Origin of the sequence: Dyadobacter sp. CY343 (assembly GCF_021390335.1) — a bacterium.
Classification (GTDB): domain Bacteria; phylum Bacteroidota; class Bacteroidia; order Cytophagales; family Spirosomataceae; genus Dyadobacter.
In genome coordinates this window covers 279,570-294,509 of record NZ_JAJUXK010000001.1, presented here as the reverse complement: position 1 = coordinate 294,509, position 14,940 = coordinate 279,570, and the positions used below count along the sequence as shown (strand labels likewise).

Below are 14,940 nucleotides of genomic sequence, written 5' to 3'. Positions count from 1 at the left end.
GCATTTTTCAGCAACAACCCTACTTAAACACAACTTAAATGACTGTTTCACAATTGATTGCTGAAATAATATCTCGCTTACTAGAAATAACGCCTTTGCAAAATGCTTTCAGGCAACCTAAACACATATTCCTGCGTCCTGAGAGAGAATTAAACCCGTCGTAAAAGTTTAAGTCCAATAAACGATTTTTAAAAACAGAAAACAATTTAAACACATAGCCATGAACACCATGCGCATTTTTCGGATCCTCGGCCTGTTCGTTATCTTATCAGGCGGTGTTTCGGTTTCAAACGAAACTCAGGCACAACCAGGGGTAAGTGTTTCGTTCCAAACGTTTTACAATGAATTATCGCCTTACGGAAGGTGGGTACGCAACCCGCAATTCGGATCGGTCTGGGTTCCTGATGTGTCCAGGGAATTTCAACCCTATTCAACCAATGGATACTGGGAAGTGACTGAATATGGTAATACCTGGGTTTCGGATTACGACTGGGGCTGGGCGCCATTTCACTACGGTCGCTGGTCGTTTGACGATTTCAATGGCTGGTTCTGGATCCCTGATTACGAGTGGGGACCTGCGTGGGTCAACTGGCGCTCGGGCGGCGGCTATTATGGCTGGGCTCCGCTGGGTCCGGGTATGAATGTGAATGTGTCTATCAATATCCCTTCGTTCTGGTGGGTTTTTGTACCACAACAATACGTGAGCTACCGGAACTGGCATAGCTACTGCCCGCCGAGAAGGAGAGTGACGCACGTTTATAATCAGACCGTGATCATCAATAACTATTACCGCAGCAACAACCGGACCTATGTGTACGGACCCAGACGCGATGAGATTGAGCGTGTTACGAGAAGAAGTGTTCCGGTGCGCACGATTGATGCAACGCCAAGTGGCCGCGGCCGGGTGATCGTAGCTGGAAATAATAATGACGACAGAGGTGCACGAAGCAGATCAGATCGTACCGGATCGGTGATCGACGCAGACCGTGCAGGCCGGGGAAGTCGTGGCAACAATGACTATAATAATAGAAACGAGCGCATTGGTGGCGATGTCGACCGTAGCGACCGGACTGGAAATTCTAACAGGAACGAGCGTATAAACGGAAGTAATGAACGCAATAACGGAGGTTTCGAGCGGGGCGACCGGAATGGCAGAATAAACGAGAATTCCAATGAACGAGGTGAAAATTCGCGCATTGAAAGTACTCCGAGAATTCCGTCGGAAGACCGCGAGAATATGAGAAGCAATCGAAACCGCGGTGGTTTGGAGCCTTCTGCACCAGTGGAGAACAGATATGAGTCTCCCCGCCAGTCAGAACGTGGCAACCGCCAGCCGAGCAGTCCGGAATATAGCGCGCCGAGAAGTGAACGATCGAATCGTTCCAATAATGCGCCTGCGAATCCAGGCCCGTCGCGGGGATCTTATGAAGCGCCGCAGCGTGAAACCCGCCAGGAAAGAAGCGCGCCGGAACCACGCAGCAATGGAAGATCGTCTCAGGAAAGCCCGAGTCGCGGGGCCAGCGAACGAAGCAGCCGAAGTCCCCGATAATAATATATTCTATCAGTTTAAAACCCGCTGTAAACGCAATTTGCAGCGGGTTTTTTGCTATTATATGCAGGATAAAAGTGTTATTTTTAGGCTATTCTAAACCCACTTATTAATGGAAATACAGTTTGATATTGAGTTCAAAGAAAGTGCCCCTAAGTACATTCAGATCATTAAATCGCTGTTGCAGGCTATCAGCAAAGGAAAGCTGAAAAGGGGCGACAAAATCCCTTCTATCAATCAACTGAGTGAAGAATACCTCCTGTCGCGTGATACCGTTGAAAAAGCATACAAACATCTGATCAAGGATGGTGTGTTGATATCAGTGCGCGGAAAGGGGTATTTTATAAATCGGGTAGATATTGAAACCTCGCTTCGTATTCTGCTCGTTTTCAACAAAATAAGTAACTACAAAAAGCAAATCTATAATGCATTTGTAGAGAATATAGGTAGGAATGTAAATGTCGATCTGCACATTCACCATTCCAATACCAACATTTTCAAGAACCTCATTAAGAATAGCCTTGGCGAATATGATTACTATGTGATCATGCCGCATTTTTATGAAAAGGCCGAAGACGCAATTGAGACGCTGAAACTGATTCCGGCCGAGAAGCTGATATTACTGGATAAAGACGTAGAGTTACCAAGTAAAAAGCATTCTTCCGTTTACCAGAACTTCGAAAAGGATATTGTTTTTGCACTCAATGAAGCGACTGATCTGCTGAAAGTGTACAAGCGCCTTGTCCTTATTTTCCCGACTATTATCCGCTACCCGAAAGAGATCATTAAAGGATTCCGCATTTTTTGCATCCAACACGAGTTTCAGCATGAGATCATGTACGATTTTCATGAAAACAGTGTGGCTGTGAAGGATACTGCTTATGTAGTTATTGAGGAAAATGACCTGGTAAATCTGATCAAGAAATGCCGCGAGCAGCAGCTGGTGATTGGAAAGGATATTGGTATTATTTCCTACAATGAAACGCCGCTGAAAGAGATTTTGCTGGACGGGATTACTACCATCTCAACAGATCATGAGCAAATGGGAAGAACGGCCGCGGAGCTGATCAATGAAAATAAAAGGGCGCTGATCAAGAATCCTTTTACGTTGATTCGGAGGAAGTCGCTTTGAGATAGCGGAGCTGACTTGTCAGCCTGAGCGAAGTCGAAGGCATGGTGCATGCACTTCGACTGCGCTCAGTGTGACAAGGTTTGTTAGCCTGAGCGGACCGGGCCGTCGGGCGGTCGAAGGCACGTGCACGACACTACCACTACAACCCCGTCGCGACAGTCAACCTACCCCGCTCATTCATTAATTCTGTTCTTACACTCAAATTTCTGAACAATGCGATCGGGTCCAGCGCGCCGCCGCTCAAACGCATGGATTCGCGTACCAGCGGCCGCACATCCGTTCTGAATGCATTTTGCAGGATCTGCTGGGCAAGTACCACATCGTTTTCGTTGCGTGCCTGTTCCAGTTTTTTCCGATCGACGAGCAGCGATTGTGCGTAAGCCAGCAAAATGGCTTCTACCGATTGCAGCAAATCTTCCAAAGGATCTTTCACATTGTGGCTCGCGTCGATCATCCAAGCGTACGTGTCGCTTGCGCGGCCGGCACGTTTCATACCTTCTACAAGCTCTACAAAAATCAAAAACAACATATACGGACGAATGCTGCCAACGGTTAAATCATCGTCTCCGTACTTGGAATCGTTGAAATGGAAACCGGCGAGGCGACCTTCCATCATCAACGTAGCGACGATCTGCTCGATATTTGCATTCGGCAAATGGTGGCCAAGATCAACCAGTACATCTGCTTTTGGCCCTAATTTCTGACAAAACAACAGCGAGCTTCCCCAATCCTGAATTACCGTCGAATAGAAATTAGGCTCGTAAGCTTTGTATTCCACATACACCTTCCAATCCTCCGGCAGCGCAGCATATATTTCCTGCAAAGATTCAAGTGTATTCTGGAAAGACCTTACGAAATTCGATTGCCCCGGAAAGCAGGAACCGTCTGACAACCAGATCGATAATGCTTTTGAACCCAGCTCTTTTCCGTATTTGATCACTTCAATATTATGCTCCACAGCCTGTTTCCTGACTTTGGGATCAACGTGCGAAAGTGAGCCGAATTTGTAGGATTGCTCCTGGTCTTTCTGATCCTGGAAAGTATTGGAGTTAACCGCGTCGAATTTCAGATTCACCGACGAAGCCAGATCCATGATCGACTGCGCCTGACCGGGAATATCCCACGGAATGTGCAGTGAAATAGAGCCGCTTGAACGGTTTAATGCGTGCAGCAAGCCTACATCTTCTATTTTCTCTTCCAACGAACGCGGCTCGCCTACACCCGAAAATCTCCCGAAACGGGTCCCGCCGGTTCCCAAAGCCCAGCTTGGAATAGCTACCTGAAAATCTGCCAATGCTTTTACAACATCGTCTGCATTGATCCCCTGCTCCGCCAGTTGTTCCTTGGCAAAGGTAAAATGATTGTTATGTCTTGACAGCAGACTATCGTTGTGCTGGTCAATCTGATATTGTTCAATTTTCATCGGTAAATGGTTTTAAATGGAACAAAAAAACCGGGGCTTCTCGGCCCCGGCGTATTTCACTCAATGATTTTATCTCAGGAATGCCGCAGGAACTCCACCATCCACGTTGATCACGTTTCCTGTGCTTTTGTTCAGCAAGCCACTCACAAAAATGTAAACTCCGTTTGCGATATCTTCCGTGTGGATCTCCGCATTCAGAACAGTTCTTTTTGCATAGTAAGCAGGCAGTTCTTCAACTTTAATACCATAAGCTTTGGCGCGGCCGGCAGCCCAGCCACTTTCCCATATCTTGCTTCCTGCAATTACTGCATCCGGATTGACCACATTTACACGGATCCTGTCAGGACCAAGTTCAGCAGCCAAAAGCCTCGACATGTGTTGCTGAGCTGCTTTTGCAGTTCCGTAAGCCACATTGTTCGGGCCGGAAACAATACCGTTTTTGCTCGCAATATTGATGATATCACCACCCAAACCTTGCTGACGCATGATCGCAACCGATTCCTGAGAAACCAGAAACTGACCTTTAACCAAAACATCCTGCAAAATATCGTAATCCTTAATCGTCGTTTCCGCTATTGGTTTTGAGATAGAAAGACCAGCGCAGTTCACTACGATATCCAGTCCGCCGTACTTCAATTTGGTGGCGTGCAATGCAGCCTTAATCTGGTCTGCATCCAGCACGTTTGCAATCGTAGTATCTGAAAAATCCTTTCCAAATTTTCCGTCAAACTCAGCTTTTGTTTCTGCAAGCGCCTTTTCATCAATATCAGAAATAACTACACAAGCGCCTTCCTGCAACAATTTTTGCGCGATCGCTTTTCCAATACCGCCAGAACCTCCGGTAACAAACGCAACTTTACGCGAAACTGACTTTTCTTTCGGCATCCGCTGCAATTTCGCTTCTTCCAGCAACCAGTATTCAATATCAAATGCTTCCTGCTCCGGCAATGAAACGTAAGAAGAGATCGCCTCAGCGCCTTTCATTACATTGATTGCATTGATATAGAATTCAGCTGCAACACGCGCAGTCTGCTTGTCTTTCGCAAATGAAAACATTCCAACGCCTGGCAGCAAAATGATCACCGGGTTCGGGTCACGTACTGCGGGGCTGTTATCGTGTTTGCTTCGGTCATAATATGCCTGATAGTCTGCACGATATGCTTCAAATTGCGGGCGAATATGGTCTAATATCTCCTGATCTGTCGCAGCCAGTTTTTCAAAAGGAAGGTCGAGTACCAACGGGCGGATCTTCGTTCTCAAAAAGTGGTCAGGGCAGCTGGTTCCGAGTGGTGCCAGTTTTTCCAGATCATTACTTGCGATGTATTCCAGAACGCGCTCGTCGTCGGTAAAATGACCGATCATCGCCTGTTTGTCGGACGCCAGCCCGCGGAGGTAGGGTGCCAGTTTTCCGGCAATTTCCGTGCGACGTTCCTGCGGCTCGCTTTGCAGCTTCGCTCCTCCGAAAACCGGACGGTTTTTGCCGTAGTTTGCATTGAGGTATTCCGAAGCCTTTTCAATAGTATCTAATGTATTGATGTAAGATTCGTAAGCCGTATCACCCCAGGTAAACAACCCGTGACCGCCTAACACGATGCCACGAATGCCGGGATTATCCGCGAGCGCCTGTTCCAGCTGCAATCCAAGATCGAAGCCGGGACGTTGCCAGGGCACCCACGCCAGTTCACCGTTAAATAATTCCTTTGTAATAGCCTCCCCTTCTTTTGAAGCTGCAATAGCGATCAATGCGTCAGGATGCAGGTGATCAATATGTTTGAAAGGCAGCAAACCGTGCAGCGGCGTGTCAATAGAAGGTGCTTTTGATTTAAGATCGTAAATGCAGTGGTTGAAAAGCTCCACCATTTCGTCTTCGAATTCCAGCCCGCGATAGATACTTTTTAAACTATGTAGTCTGTCAACATATAAACCAGCCAGTCCGCTTCTGGTTAGCGTACCGATATCGCCTCCTGAGCCTTTGATCCACATTACCTCCACAGGATTTCCTGTCAAAGGGTCTTTTTCGATCGTTTTACAGCTGGTGTTTCCACCTGCATAATTGGTCAGTCGGAGGTCGGCCCCTAACAGATTGGAACGGTAAAGAAGAAGTGCTACCTGATCGTCTCCGAGCGAAGCCGCTTTTTCATCATCCCACAAATAGCTTACATACCTATACTGGCTTACTTTAGAACTGCTCATATTCTTTTAGTTAAATATTTAATCGTTTTGTGGTAAAGGACCTTAGTTTGCAGAAAGGGCTTGCGGGAACAAATACTACTCTGGAAACAGCTCACAAGAATAGAAAACTTAGCTATACGCACCGTCCTGTTGTATCCTGCACGTAGAAATAAATTAAGAATTAATGTGAGAATTGATAGTTTTTCAGCAAAATGGTCCGCTCCTTTAAGAACAGACCATTTACAGGAGAAATTACCTTAGTTACTATTTTGAAATAGCCACGCGTTTCGTTGTGCCGCCGATCTTTATTGTATAAATACCATTTGGCAACGTTCCGATATGGACGGGTTTTAAAGGTTCCACTTTTTGTTTTAAAACAATATCACCCACTTGATTTAACACCGACATATCTTTTTCACTATCAATTCCTGAAACAGTCAAAAAGCCACGGGCTGGATTTGGATAAATGATCACTTCCCGCTCGTTCTTTACCATAATAATTTTTGAGTTCTCAAAAACTCCGTTGTGGTCGAGCTGTTTCAATCTGTAATAGGTGATGTTGAAGGGATCTAAATCTGTAAACCGGTATGATTCGGTTTGCTGTGCGTCCCCCGCTCCTTCCACAAAACCAATTTTCTCAAACGTCCTGGCATCCCTGCTTCTCTCGATTTCAAAGCCCTTATTATTAGTCTCTGAAGTAGTTTTCCAGGTTAGCTGATTGCGGCCATCCTGCGGCATTGCTTCGAAATTCATAAGTGTCACGGGAAGGGGACTTCTGACCGTTTCGCTTACTAATCTGGCTCCCACTGCAATTGTGTTGGTAACCTCTACGCGATAATCTCTCAGATCTGTGGGAGTAAAAGTGTTGTCACCCGTTTTTGTAGCAACTAAAAGATTATCGTAATACCATCTGTATGTGTTTCTCGACATTGTTCCGCCTGCATTTACAGACAACACGCCGTTCTCCCTCATCACAGGTATTTTTCGCTGATCACTATATTGGCTAAATCTATTCTCGTATGTCTCAAGGACATCAAAAGTAAAATTATTAATTCTTATGTCTATTTTCCGCGATCGCAATGAGGACAGCGTGGGGAGCGGTCCATTGAGATAATTGTTAAACAGAGCCAAATAATTGATTTTGGTCAATTTGTTAAAAGATGCAGGGATTGTGCCTGTGTGGCCATTACCATGCAAATCCAGGACGTCCAGATTGATCAAATTTCCTATTGTCGTTGGTATTGGACCTGCGTTACCTAATCCTGTAACTTCAAGGCGCGTCAGTTTAACAAGATTCCCAATCTCAGACGGAACGGGACCCGAATTTGGCATTTCAGAATAATAGAGTGAGGTGAGTTCCGCCAGGTTCCCTATTGAAGCAGGTATTGATCCTACCTGGACAGCGGCAGACATGTAGAGTGACTTTAGATTAATCAAATTTCCAATTTCAGTGGGAATCCCACTACGAAAGCGCGTATTGTGAATACGCAGGCTGGTGAGCTTAGTTAGATTACTGATTTCAACAGGAAATGCACCTAGGTTCTCAACCGGATTTATTGTACCACCATTATCTATAACGAGAGTTTCAAGATTAGATAAATTTCCAATGGCCGCAGGAATTTGCCAGCTAGCGGAAAAAGAAAGTGATTTTAATTTGGGAAGGCTGAAAAGGACGTGAGAATTTTCTTCGTCAAAAAAATTAGCGGACAAGTCAAGTGTTTCCAGATTAACAAGATTTGCAAATTCGAGTGGTAAGCTTCCATACAGCGTAGGACGTTGAAACTGAAAAAAGCCACCACCAGGAAGTATAAGTGACTTCAAGGCGGTAAGATTTCCTATTTCCTTCGGTATTGTCCCGGACACATCTTCTCCTGAGAGAGCCAGCCCTACAACCCTGTTTCCTTCGCATGTCACGCCGTTCCAGCTGCATGGATTGTCACCTGGCTGCCCTGGAACCTGCCAAGTCGGATTATCATGTGGCCTTTCAGAAAACCAAGACTGCCCGTCTGCTGCATTATAAAAAGCAATCAGCGCAAGCCTGTCATCCTCCAATGTCTGGGAATAACTGTTGGCACAAATTAACAGGAGAACAGCAACTAGAAGTTTTTTCATAAAGTCATGATAGAGTTAGAGGTATCAAGACTCTAAATAAAAACCAGTTACATATCTACTGTTACTAATTAGTATCTGCCGGGAAATAAAGGGAAGACAAAAGATTTAGCTCAGATCTGAATCTTACTGACTCTAACAACCCGCATATGCTTTTTAACTCGATCGGCTTTACACTGTTCCTGCCGACAGTATTTATCCTTTATTGGTTTGTCACAAAGAACTCTCTGCGGTTTCAGAACATCCTGCTTTTGACTGGTAGCTATTTCTTCTATGGGTGCTGGGATTGGAGATTTCTGTTTCTGTTAATGTTTTCCACTGCCCTCGATTTTTACAGCGGCCTCAAAATCCATCATTCTAAATCTGACAAACTTCGAAAAGCCTGGCTTATTATCAGTGTAGCAATCAATCTGGGGTTTTTGGGCTTTTTCAAATATTACAATTTCTTCATTGATTCTTTTGCAGAGTTGCTGCGCCTTGGAGGTGTAGGCTCAAATACACAAATGCTTAGTATCATTCTTCCGATCGGAATCTCCTTTTATACCTTTCACGGACTTTCCTATGTATTTGATATTTATAACCGGAAAATAGAGCCTTCCGTCAACATTGTCGAGTATTCTTTATTTGTAAGCTTTTTCCCGCTGCTCGTGGCTGGTCCAATTGAGAGAGCTACGCATTTGCTGCCGCAAATTGAAAGGCCCCGGCGATTCGTTTACAGTCAGGCGGTAGACGGAATGAGGCAGATGCTGTGGGGTTTTTTCAAGAAAATCGTGGTTGCCGATGGTTGTGCAGAATATGCGAATCTGGCGTTTTCAGATCCCTCGCACCATTCGGGAAGTACCTTGCTGGTGGGAGCTGTTTTCTTTGCTTTTCAGATTTACGGTGACTTTTCTGGCTATTCGGACATTGCTTTGGGTACCGCCAGGCTATTCGGGTTTGAGCTGCTTCGAAACTTCAACTATCCCTATTTTTCAAGAGATATCGCCGAGTTTTGGCGGAGGTGGCACATTTCACTTTCATCGTGGTTTAAGGATTACCTCTATTTTCCCTTGGGTGGAAGCCGGAACGGTAAACTTCAAAGCATCCGGAATACACTGATCATATTCGCTGTAAGCGGACTTTGGCACGGGGCAAGCTGGAACTTTCTCATTTGGGGATTTTATCACGGTTTGCTGTTTCTGCCTTTGCTGATTTTCGGCAAAAACAGACAGCATACCGACACCGCAGCAAAAGGTAAATTACTTCCCTCGATCACTGAACTTCTGCAAATCACCTTCACATTCGCATTGGTACTGATCGGGTGGATATTCTTCCGCGCACCGAACCTTACAACTGCATTTCACTACCTCGACGGGCTTTTTGACAAAACACTGCTAACTAAACCAGCTCCCGGTATTTATCTGTTTCAACTGGCTGCAATGGGCGCCTTAGTTACTATTGAATGGCTGCAAAGAGACAAATCACACGGGCTCGCCATGAAACCAGCCTGGTCTACTTCCTTAAAATGGGTCGCATATATATCCATTTTCCTGATCTGCCTGGCGCATTTCAAGCAAAATCAGGAATTCATCTATTTTCAATTCTAATTCAAATGAAACAGTTCCTATCCAGGATAGCCATTTTCATAACTATAACTACTGGTATTCTTGGCCTTTCGCTATTTTACATCCATAGCTATAAAGCCCGGGAAAGTATTTTAGGCGCGGTACCTGACAAGCATAAAATGCTTTCCGGCTCGCAATCACCAAAGATCATTTTTGCAGGAGGATCAAATCTGGCATTCGGATTAGATAGCCGGACTATTCAGAGAAGTTTAAAAATGCTGGTTATTAACGCAGGAGTACACGCCAGTATAGGCTTAAAATACCAGATACGAGATATTGAACGGTTTGTTAATAGAGGTGATATTGTTATTATATCACCAGAATACAGCCAGTTCTATACAGATTCTTTTTATGGTAAGGCGGAGTTACTATCAGTTCTCTTTGATATTTTTCCTGATGGAAGAAAGTTGGTGAGTTTAGCACATTGGTACCGTTTACTTCCGCATATTCCTCAATATGCAGCCTCTAAACTCAAATTCGAAAGCTCGTCGGTTAGCCAAGGAAAAATAGGTGTTTATCACAGAGGTGCATTCAATGAGAATGGTGACGCTTTTATCCATTGGGACCTGCCAGCCAAGAAAGTAGAGGTCACCAAACCGGAAACGGGTGAAGAGGAGATTAATAATGAGTGTATTGCGCTTCTAAAAGACTTTGATAAGCTGGTGAAATCAAAATCGGCAAGCCTGTTTATCATTCCACCTGCTTATCAATCGAGCTCTTTTAAAAATCAAAAAAATCTGATTCAGAAAATTCATCTTGAATTACTAAACAATGGATTTTCTTTACTGGCTCCTCCCGAAGACTACAATTTCCACGATTCACTCTTTTTCGACACCAATTATCATTTAACAAAAACTGGTGTCGATCTCCGCACAAAAATGGTAATAGGCGATCTCAAAGCTGCATTGCCTCAGCTTGTTAGCAGAAGGTAAACTTACTTCCAGACCAACCCCATATTCGCAAACAAAAACGCGTAAATATCAGCCTGCGTTTCCAATGCTTTCTTGGTATTGCTGGCTCCGTGACCGGAATTGGTGTCAATGCGGATCAGCAGCGGGTTTTTAGAAGACGCGCCTGCCTTAGCCTGTAACTCTGCTGCATATTTAAATGAATGCGCGGGAACTACGCGGTCGTCGTGATCGGCGGTGGTGATCATGGTTGCTGGATATTGACCTCCTTCTTTAATATTATGAAGCGGCGAATAGGCGCGCAATACCTTGAATTCCTCTGCATTATCGCTGCTGCCATAATCTGCAATCCAGTTCCAGCCGATGGTAAACTTGTGAAAACGCAGCATATCCATCACTCCCACAGCCGGAAATGCCACTTTGAACAATTCAGGTCGCTGGTTCATTACCGCGCCGACCAGCAAGCCGCCATTCGAGCCGCCTTGTATCGCCAGCCGCTCCGGTGAAGTATATTTTTCCTTGATCAGATATTCGGCTGCCGCAATGAAATCGTCAAATACATTCTGCTTTTTCAGCTTCATACCTTGTTCGTGCCACTTTTCGCCGTATTCACTTCCGCCGCGCAGGTTGGCCTGCACATACACGCCACCCTGATCCAGGAATGGAATGCGCGTGGGGCTGAATGATGGTGGAAGACTTACATTAAAGCCACCGTATCCATATAATATCGTCGGATTGGTACCGTCCAGTTTTAGTCCCTTTTTGAAAGTGATGAATGCAGGGATTTTGGTACCGTCTTTACTCGGGTAAAAAACCTGCCTGGTTTCATATTCCGCCGGCTTGAATGCCACCTCAGGCTCCCGGAAAACTTCGCTTTTTCCAGAACCGATCTCGTACCTGAAAATAGTCGGAGGATAATTGAATGAGGTGAATGTGTAAAAAACAAAACTATCATCCTTTTCCCCGCCAAAACCACTCGCAGAACCCAAAGCGGGCAATTTCACTTCTTTTTCAAGGTCGCCCGTAAGTTTATATACGTAAGCCCGCGTGGTAACGTCTTTGGAATAAGTGGCGAAAAGTTTGCCACCCGCCGTGCCTGCTCCCTGCAAAGGTTCCGGCTTTTCTGCAATCACAGTTTTCCAACTTCCGGTTTTGGTTTCAAACAGCATTACTTTGCTATTTGGCGCATTTTCGTTTGTTTCTACCAGGAAATCCTCACCCAGATTGTCAATAATTCCGTAACTGAAATCCGTAATCTCTTCTTTGATCGCTTTGAAATCCTTCTCGCCTCTTTTCAAAACCCAAACACTATTTCCGTCTTTCCCTTTACCCCTGTCACTCACGCTCAGCACGGCATATTGCTCGTCTTCGGTCGTACTTACAATATGGAAACGTTGCGGATTTGCAGCGTCTTCGAAAATCAGCTTATCATCTTTCTGTTCCGTCCCGACCGTGTGAAAATACACCTGGTGATTCTCGTTTTTAGCCGCCAATGCACTGCCGTTGGGCTTCGGGTAGCGACTGTAATAAAATCCATTTCCCTGCCAGGCCGCGCCGGAGATTTTCACCCACTCGATCTTGTCCGGCAACATGGAGAGCGTTTTCATATCCATTACGCCATATTCCTGCCAGTCAGAGCCTCCCCGGGAAAGTCCGACCACTGCGTGCGCACCGTCTTTCGATAAGCTAAATGCGGATAATCGGGTAGTACCGTCCGTGGAAAGTTTATTAGGATCCAAAACCACTTCGGGAGCGCCTTTCAGCCCTTTTTGACGATAAAGTACCGCCTGGTTTTGCAGTCCGTCGTTTTTGTAGAAATAAAAGTATTCACCCTTTTTGCTGGGCGCTGAATATTTAGGGTAGTTGTAAGCTTTTTCAAGGTCAGTGAAAATCTTTCCTTTAAATGGAATTTTGTCCAGATAACCAAAAGTCACCTCGTTCTGCGCCTTCACCCACGCCGCCGTTTCCTCCGACCTGTCATCTTCGAGCCACCGGTAAGGATCGGCAACTTTGGTACCGTGATATTCATCGGTGTGCTCAATTTTATTTGTCTGAGGATATTTAATTTCCTGCGCAAAAATGCTCGCGCCCTGCAAGCTGGCAGCGGTAATGCTCATTACTATTGATTTAAATTTCATAAAAATGTCTGGCATTATTTGATCACGTCCACTTCAAGGGCACTGGCAGCGTCAGCCTGGTGATATACTGTTTGCTTGGCTGCGGTAAAGTCCGAATCCGCCGCTTTGTAAATGTTATCCACATACTTCTGTGGATTTCGATCAAATAGCGGGAATGCAGTGCTCTGTACCTGTACCATGATTTTGTGGCCTTTTTTGAAAGTATGCAACACATCCTGCAAACAGAACTGAATGTCCGTCACCTTCCCTGCAACCAGCGGCTCCGGCTTCTCGAAACTGTTACGGAACCTCGCCCGCATAATTTCGCTCCTGACCATTTGCTGGTAACCCGCGAGTACCGTTTTCGGATCTGTCAGATAAGCGTGGTTTTTCTCGTCGCCCGGGTAAACATCGATCAGTTTCACAAAAAAATCCGCGTCGGTTCCGGTACTGCTGATTTTAAGCAATGCAGAAATCTCGCCTCCCAGAGTAATATCCTGATCGAGCACATCGGTTTCAAAAACGAGTACATCCGGCCTTGCAGCGGCGAAACGCTGATCTTCGGACATATATTCAAAAGGCGTGAAGCCGGACATTTGCTTGTAATTGGCAGTGTAAGGAACAGGTTTCAAAGGATCGCTCACATATTCGCTGACCGATTTCCCCTCTTTCGGTGCATTAAAATCCAGCTTGCCTTTTTCATGGAAATACAATTTCTTCTTTTCCACTGCCGCTACCGGCCATTTATCAAAAGTCTTCCATTCCTTTTTACCGGTATCAAATAAATAAGCCTCTGGTAAGCCTGTTTTCCCGTCGCCCGCTTCTTTCAGGAAATGTTTGAAGAATTTGGCCTCAATATTATTTTGGTAAAAAGTGGCAATACTATCCCCGAAATAAATGTCATTGTGCAGCGTATGCCCGGTTTCACGGCTCCACCGCCCATGCCCGAACGGACCGACTACCAGCGTGTTATAAGCAGACGGATTGTTTTTCTCGATCGTCTTGTAGGTATTCAGCGGGCCATACAGATCTTCTGCATCAAACCAGCCGCCTACCGTCATAAATGCAGGCTTAATATCCTTCAAATGCGGCAGAATGTCCCTTTTTTCCCAAAATTCATCTTTATTGGGATGCTCCACCGTTTCCTGCCAATACCAGTTTTTAGCATAGTACTTATCGAAATTTTTAAGCGAACCCATTTTCAGGTTAAATGTATAACCATCAGGCTCTGGCTTGATCATTTCTCCGGCAAACCAGGAAGTAGTTGTAGGCTTTGGCGGCGTGATCCCGAAAACAGGAAATGTAAGGTAATATCCTTGCGTAAAAGCGCCGTTATGGTGAAAATCATCGAAAAAGAAATCTGCGATAGGCGCTTGCGGCGACGAAGCTTTCAATGCGGGGTGCCCTGAAAGTGCGCTGGCAGTTGTGTAAAAACCGGGATAGGAAATGCCCCACTGCCCTACCCGACCATTGTTATTTGGGATGTTTTTGAGAAGCCACTCGATAGTATCGTAAGTGTCGGAAGCTTCGTCCACATCTGTCTTTTTCTTTTTCTGATCAATATGTGGGGTCATATTCGTCCATTGTCCCTCGCTCATATAGCGGCCACGCACATCCTGGTACACAAAAATAAACTTGTCCCGCATTAGCGCCGGGCTTGGTCCCAGTCTTGGAGGATAATTGTCTACTCCATAAGGCGCGACGCTGTAACACGTTCGCTGCATTAAGAAAGGGTATTTCTTATCTCCGGCCGCATCTTTGGGTGAATACACGATCGTGTGCAGCTTGATCCCGTCCCGCACAGGAATATCATATTCTGCTTTCGAATAATTGTCCCGGATCCACTTTTCGTAAGATTCAGTTTGGGCATTTGCTGCAAAAGCAAATAGTACCAGTGCTGCCGTCAATAGATTTTTTAGCATACCC

General features: G+C 45.4%; 9 protein-coding genes. 4 read left to right on the top strand and 5 right to left on the bottom strand.

The genetic code is table 11. From position 1 onward, the window contains the following. Positions 1-220: 220 nt before the first annotated feature. Both LZG94_RS01110 and LZG94_RS01105 read left to right on the top strand, forming a co-directional pair. The gene (locus LZG94_RS01110; RefSeq protein ID WP_233790066.1) at positions 221-1,549 is read left to right on the top strand and encodes a DUF6600 domain-containing protein; all 1,329 of its coding nucleotides are present in this window, start codon (positions 221-223) and stop codon (positions 1,547-1,549) included. 112 nt (positions 1,550-1,661) lie between these two features. Beyond that, positions 1,662-2,681, top strand: a complete 1,020-nt coding sequence (locus LZG94_RS01105) for a GntR family transcriptional regulator (protein WP_215233955.1) — start codon at positions 1,662-1,664, stop codon at positions 2,679-2,681. Positions 2,682-2,820: 139 nt separating this feature from the next. On the opposite strand, the gene LZG94_RS01100 is transcribed toward LZG94_RS01105, so the two are convergent. The 3 genes from LZG94_RS01100 to LZG94_RS01090 all read right to left on the bottom strand — a co-directional run bounded on the left by LZG94_RS01100 (position 2,821) and on the right by LZG94_RS01090 (position 8,388). After that, a complete protein-coding gene (locus tag LZG94_RS01100; protein ID WP_233790065.1) occupies positions 2,821-4,104 on the bottom strand; it encodes a TIM barrel protein in 1,284 nt (427 codons plus the stop codon). A gap of 69 nt (positions 4,105-4,173) precedes the next feature. Next, a complete protein-coding gene (locus LZG94_RS01095) occupies positions 4,174-6,297 on the bottom strand; it encodes a bifunctional aldolase/short-chain dehydrogenase (RefSeq protein ID WP_215233957.1) in 2,124 nt (707 codons plus the stop codon). 243 nt (positions 6,298-6,540) lie between these two features. Next, a complete protein-coding gene (locus LZG94_RS01090) occupies positions 6,541-8,388 on the bottom strand; it encodes a T9SS type A sorting domain-containing protein (protein ID WP_233790064.1) in 1,848 nt (615 codons plus the stop codon). 146 nt (positions 8,389-8,534) lie between these two features. Here LZG94_RS01090 and LZG94_RS01085 point away from each other — a divergent pair, with 146 nt between their 5' ends. Further along, the gene (locus LZG94_RS01085; protein WP_233790063.1) at positions 8,535-9,971 is read left to right on the top strand and encodes an MBOAT family protein; all 1,437 of its coding nucleotides are present in this window, start codon (positions 8,535-8,537) and stop codon (positions 9,969-9,971) included. A 5-nt stretch (positions 9,972-9,976) separates the two neighbouring features. Then, positions 9,977-10,921, top strand: coding sequence for a hypothetical protein (locus tag LZG94_RS01080; protein ID WP_233790061.1), 945 nt, complete (start codon positions 9,977-9,979; stop codon positions 10,919-10,921). A gap of 2 nt (positions 10,922-10,923) precedes the next feature. Here the strand turns inward: LZG94_RS01080 and LZG94_RS01075 are convergent, their stop codons facing one another. Together LZG94_RS01075 and LZG94_RS01070 are read right to left on the bottom strand one after the other, a co-directional pair. Next, entirely contained in the window at positions 10,924-13,014 is a 2,091-nt protein-coding gene (locus LZG94_RS01075; RefSeq protein WP_233790060.1) for a prolyl oligopeptidase family protein, read from the bottom strand. Between the two features lie 35 nt (positions 13,015-13,049). Next, complete coding sequence (locus LZG94_RS01070; RefSeq protein ID WP_233790058.1) at positions 13,050-14,936, bottom strand: CocE/NonD family hydrolase; 1,887 nt, start codon at positions 14,934-14,936, stop codon at positions 13,050-13,052. Positions 14,937-14,940 lie beyond the last annotated feature (4 nt).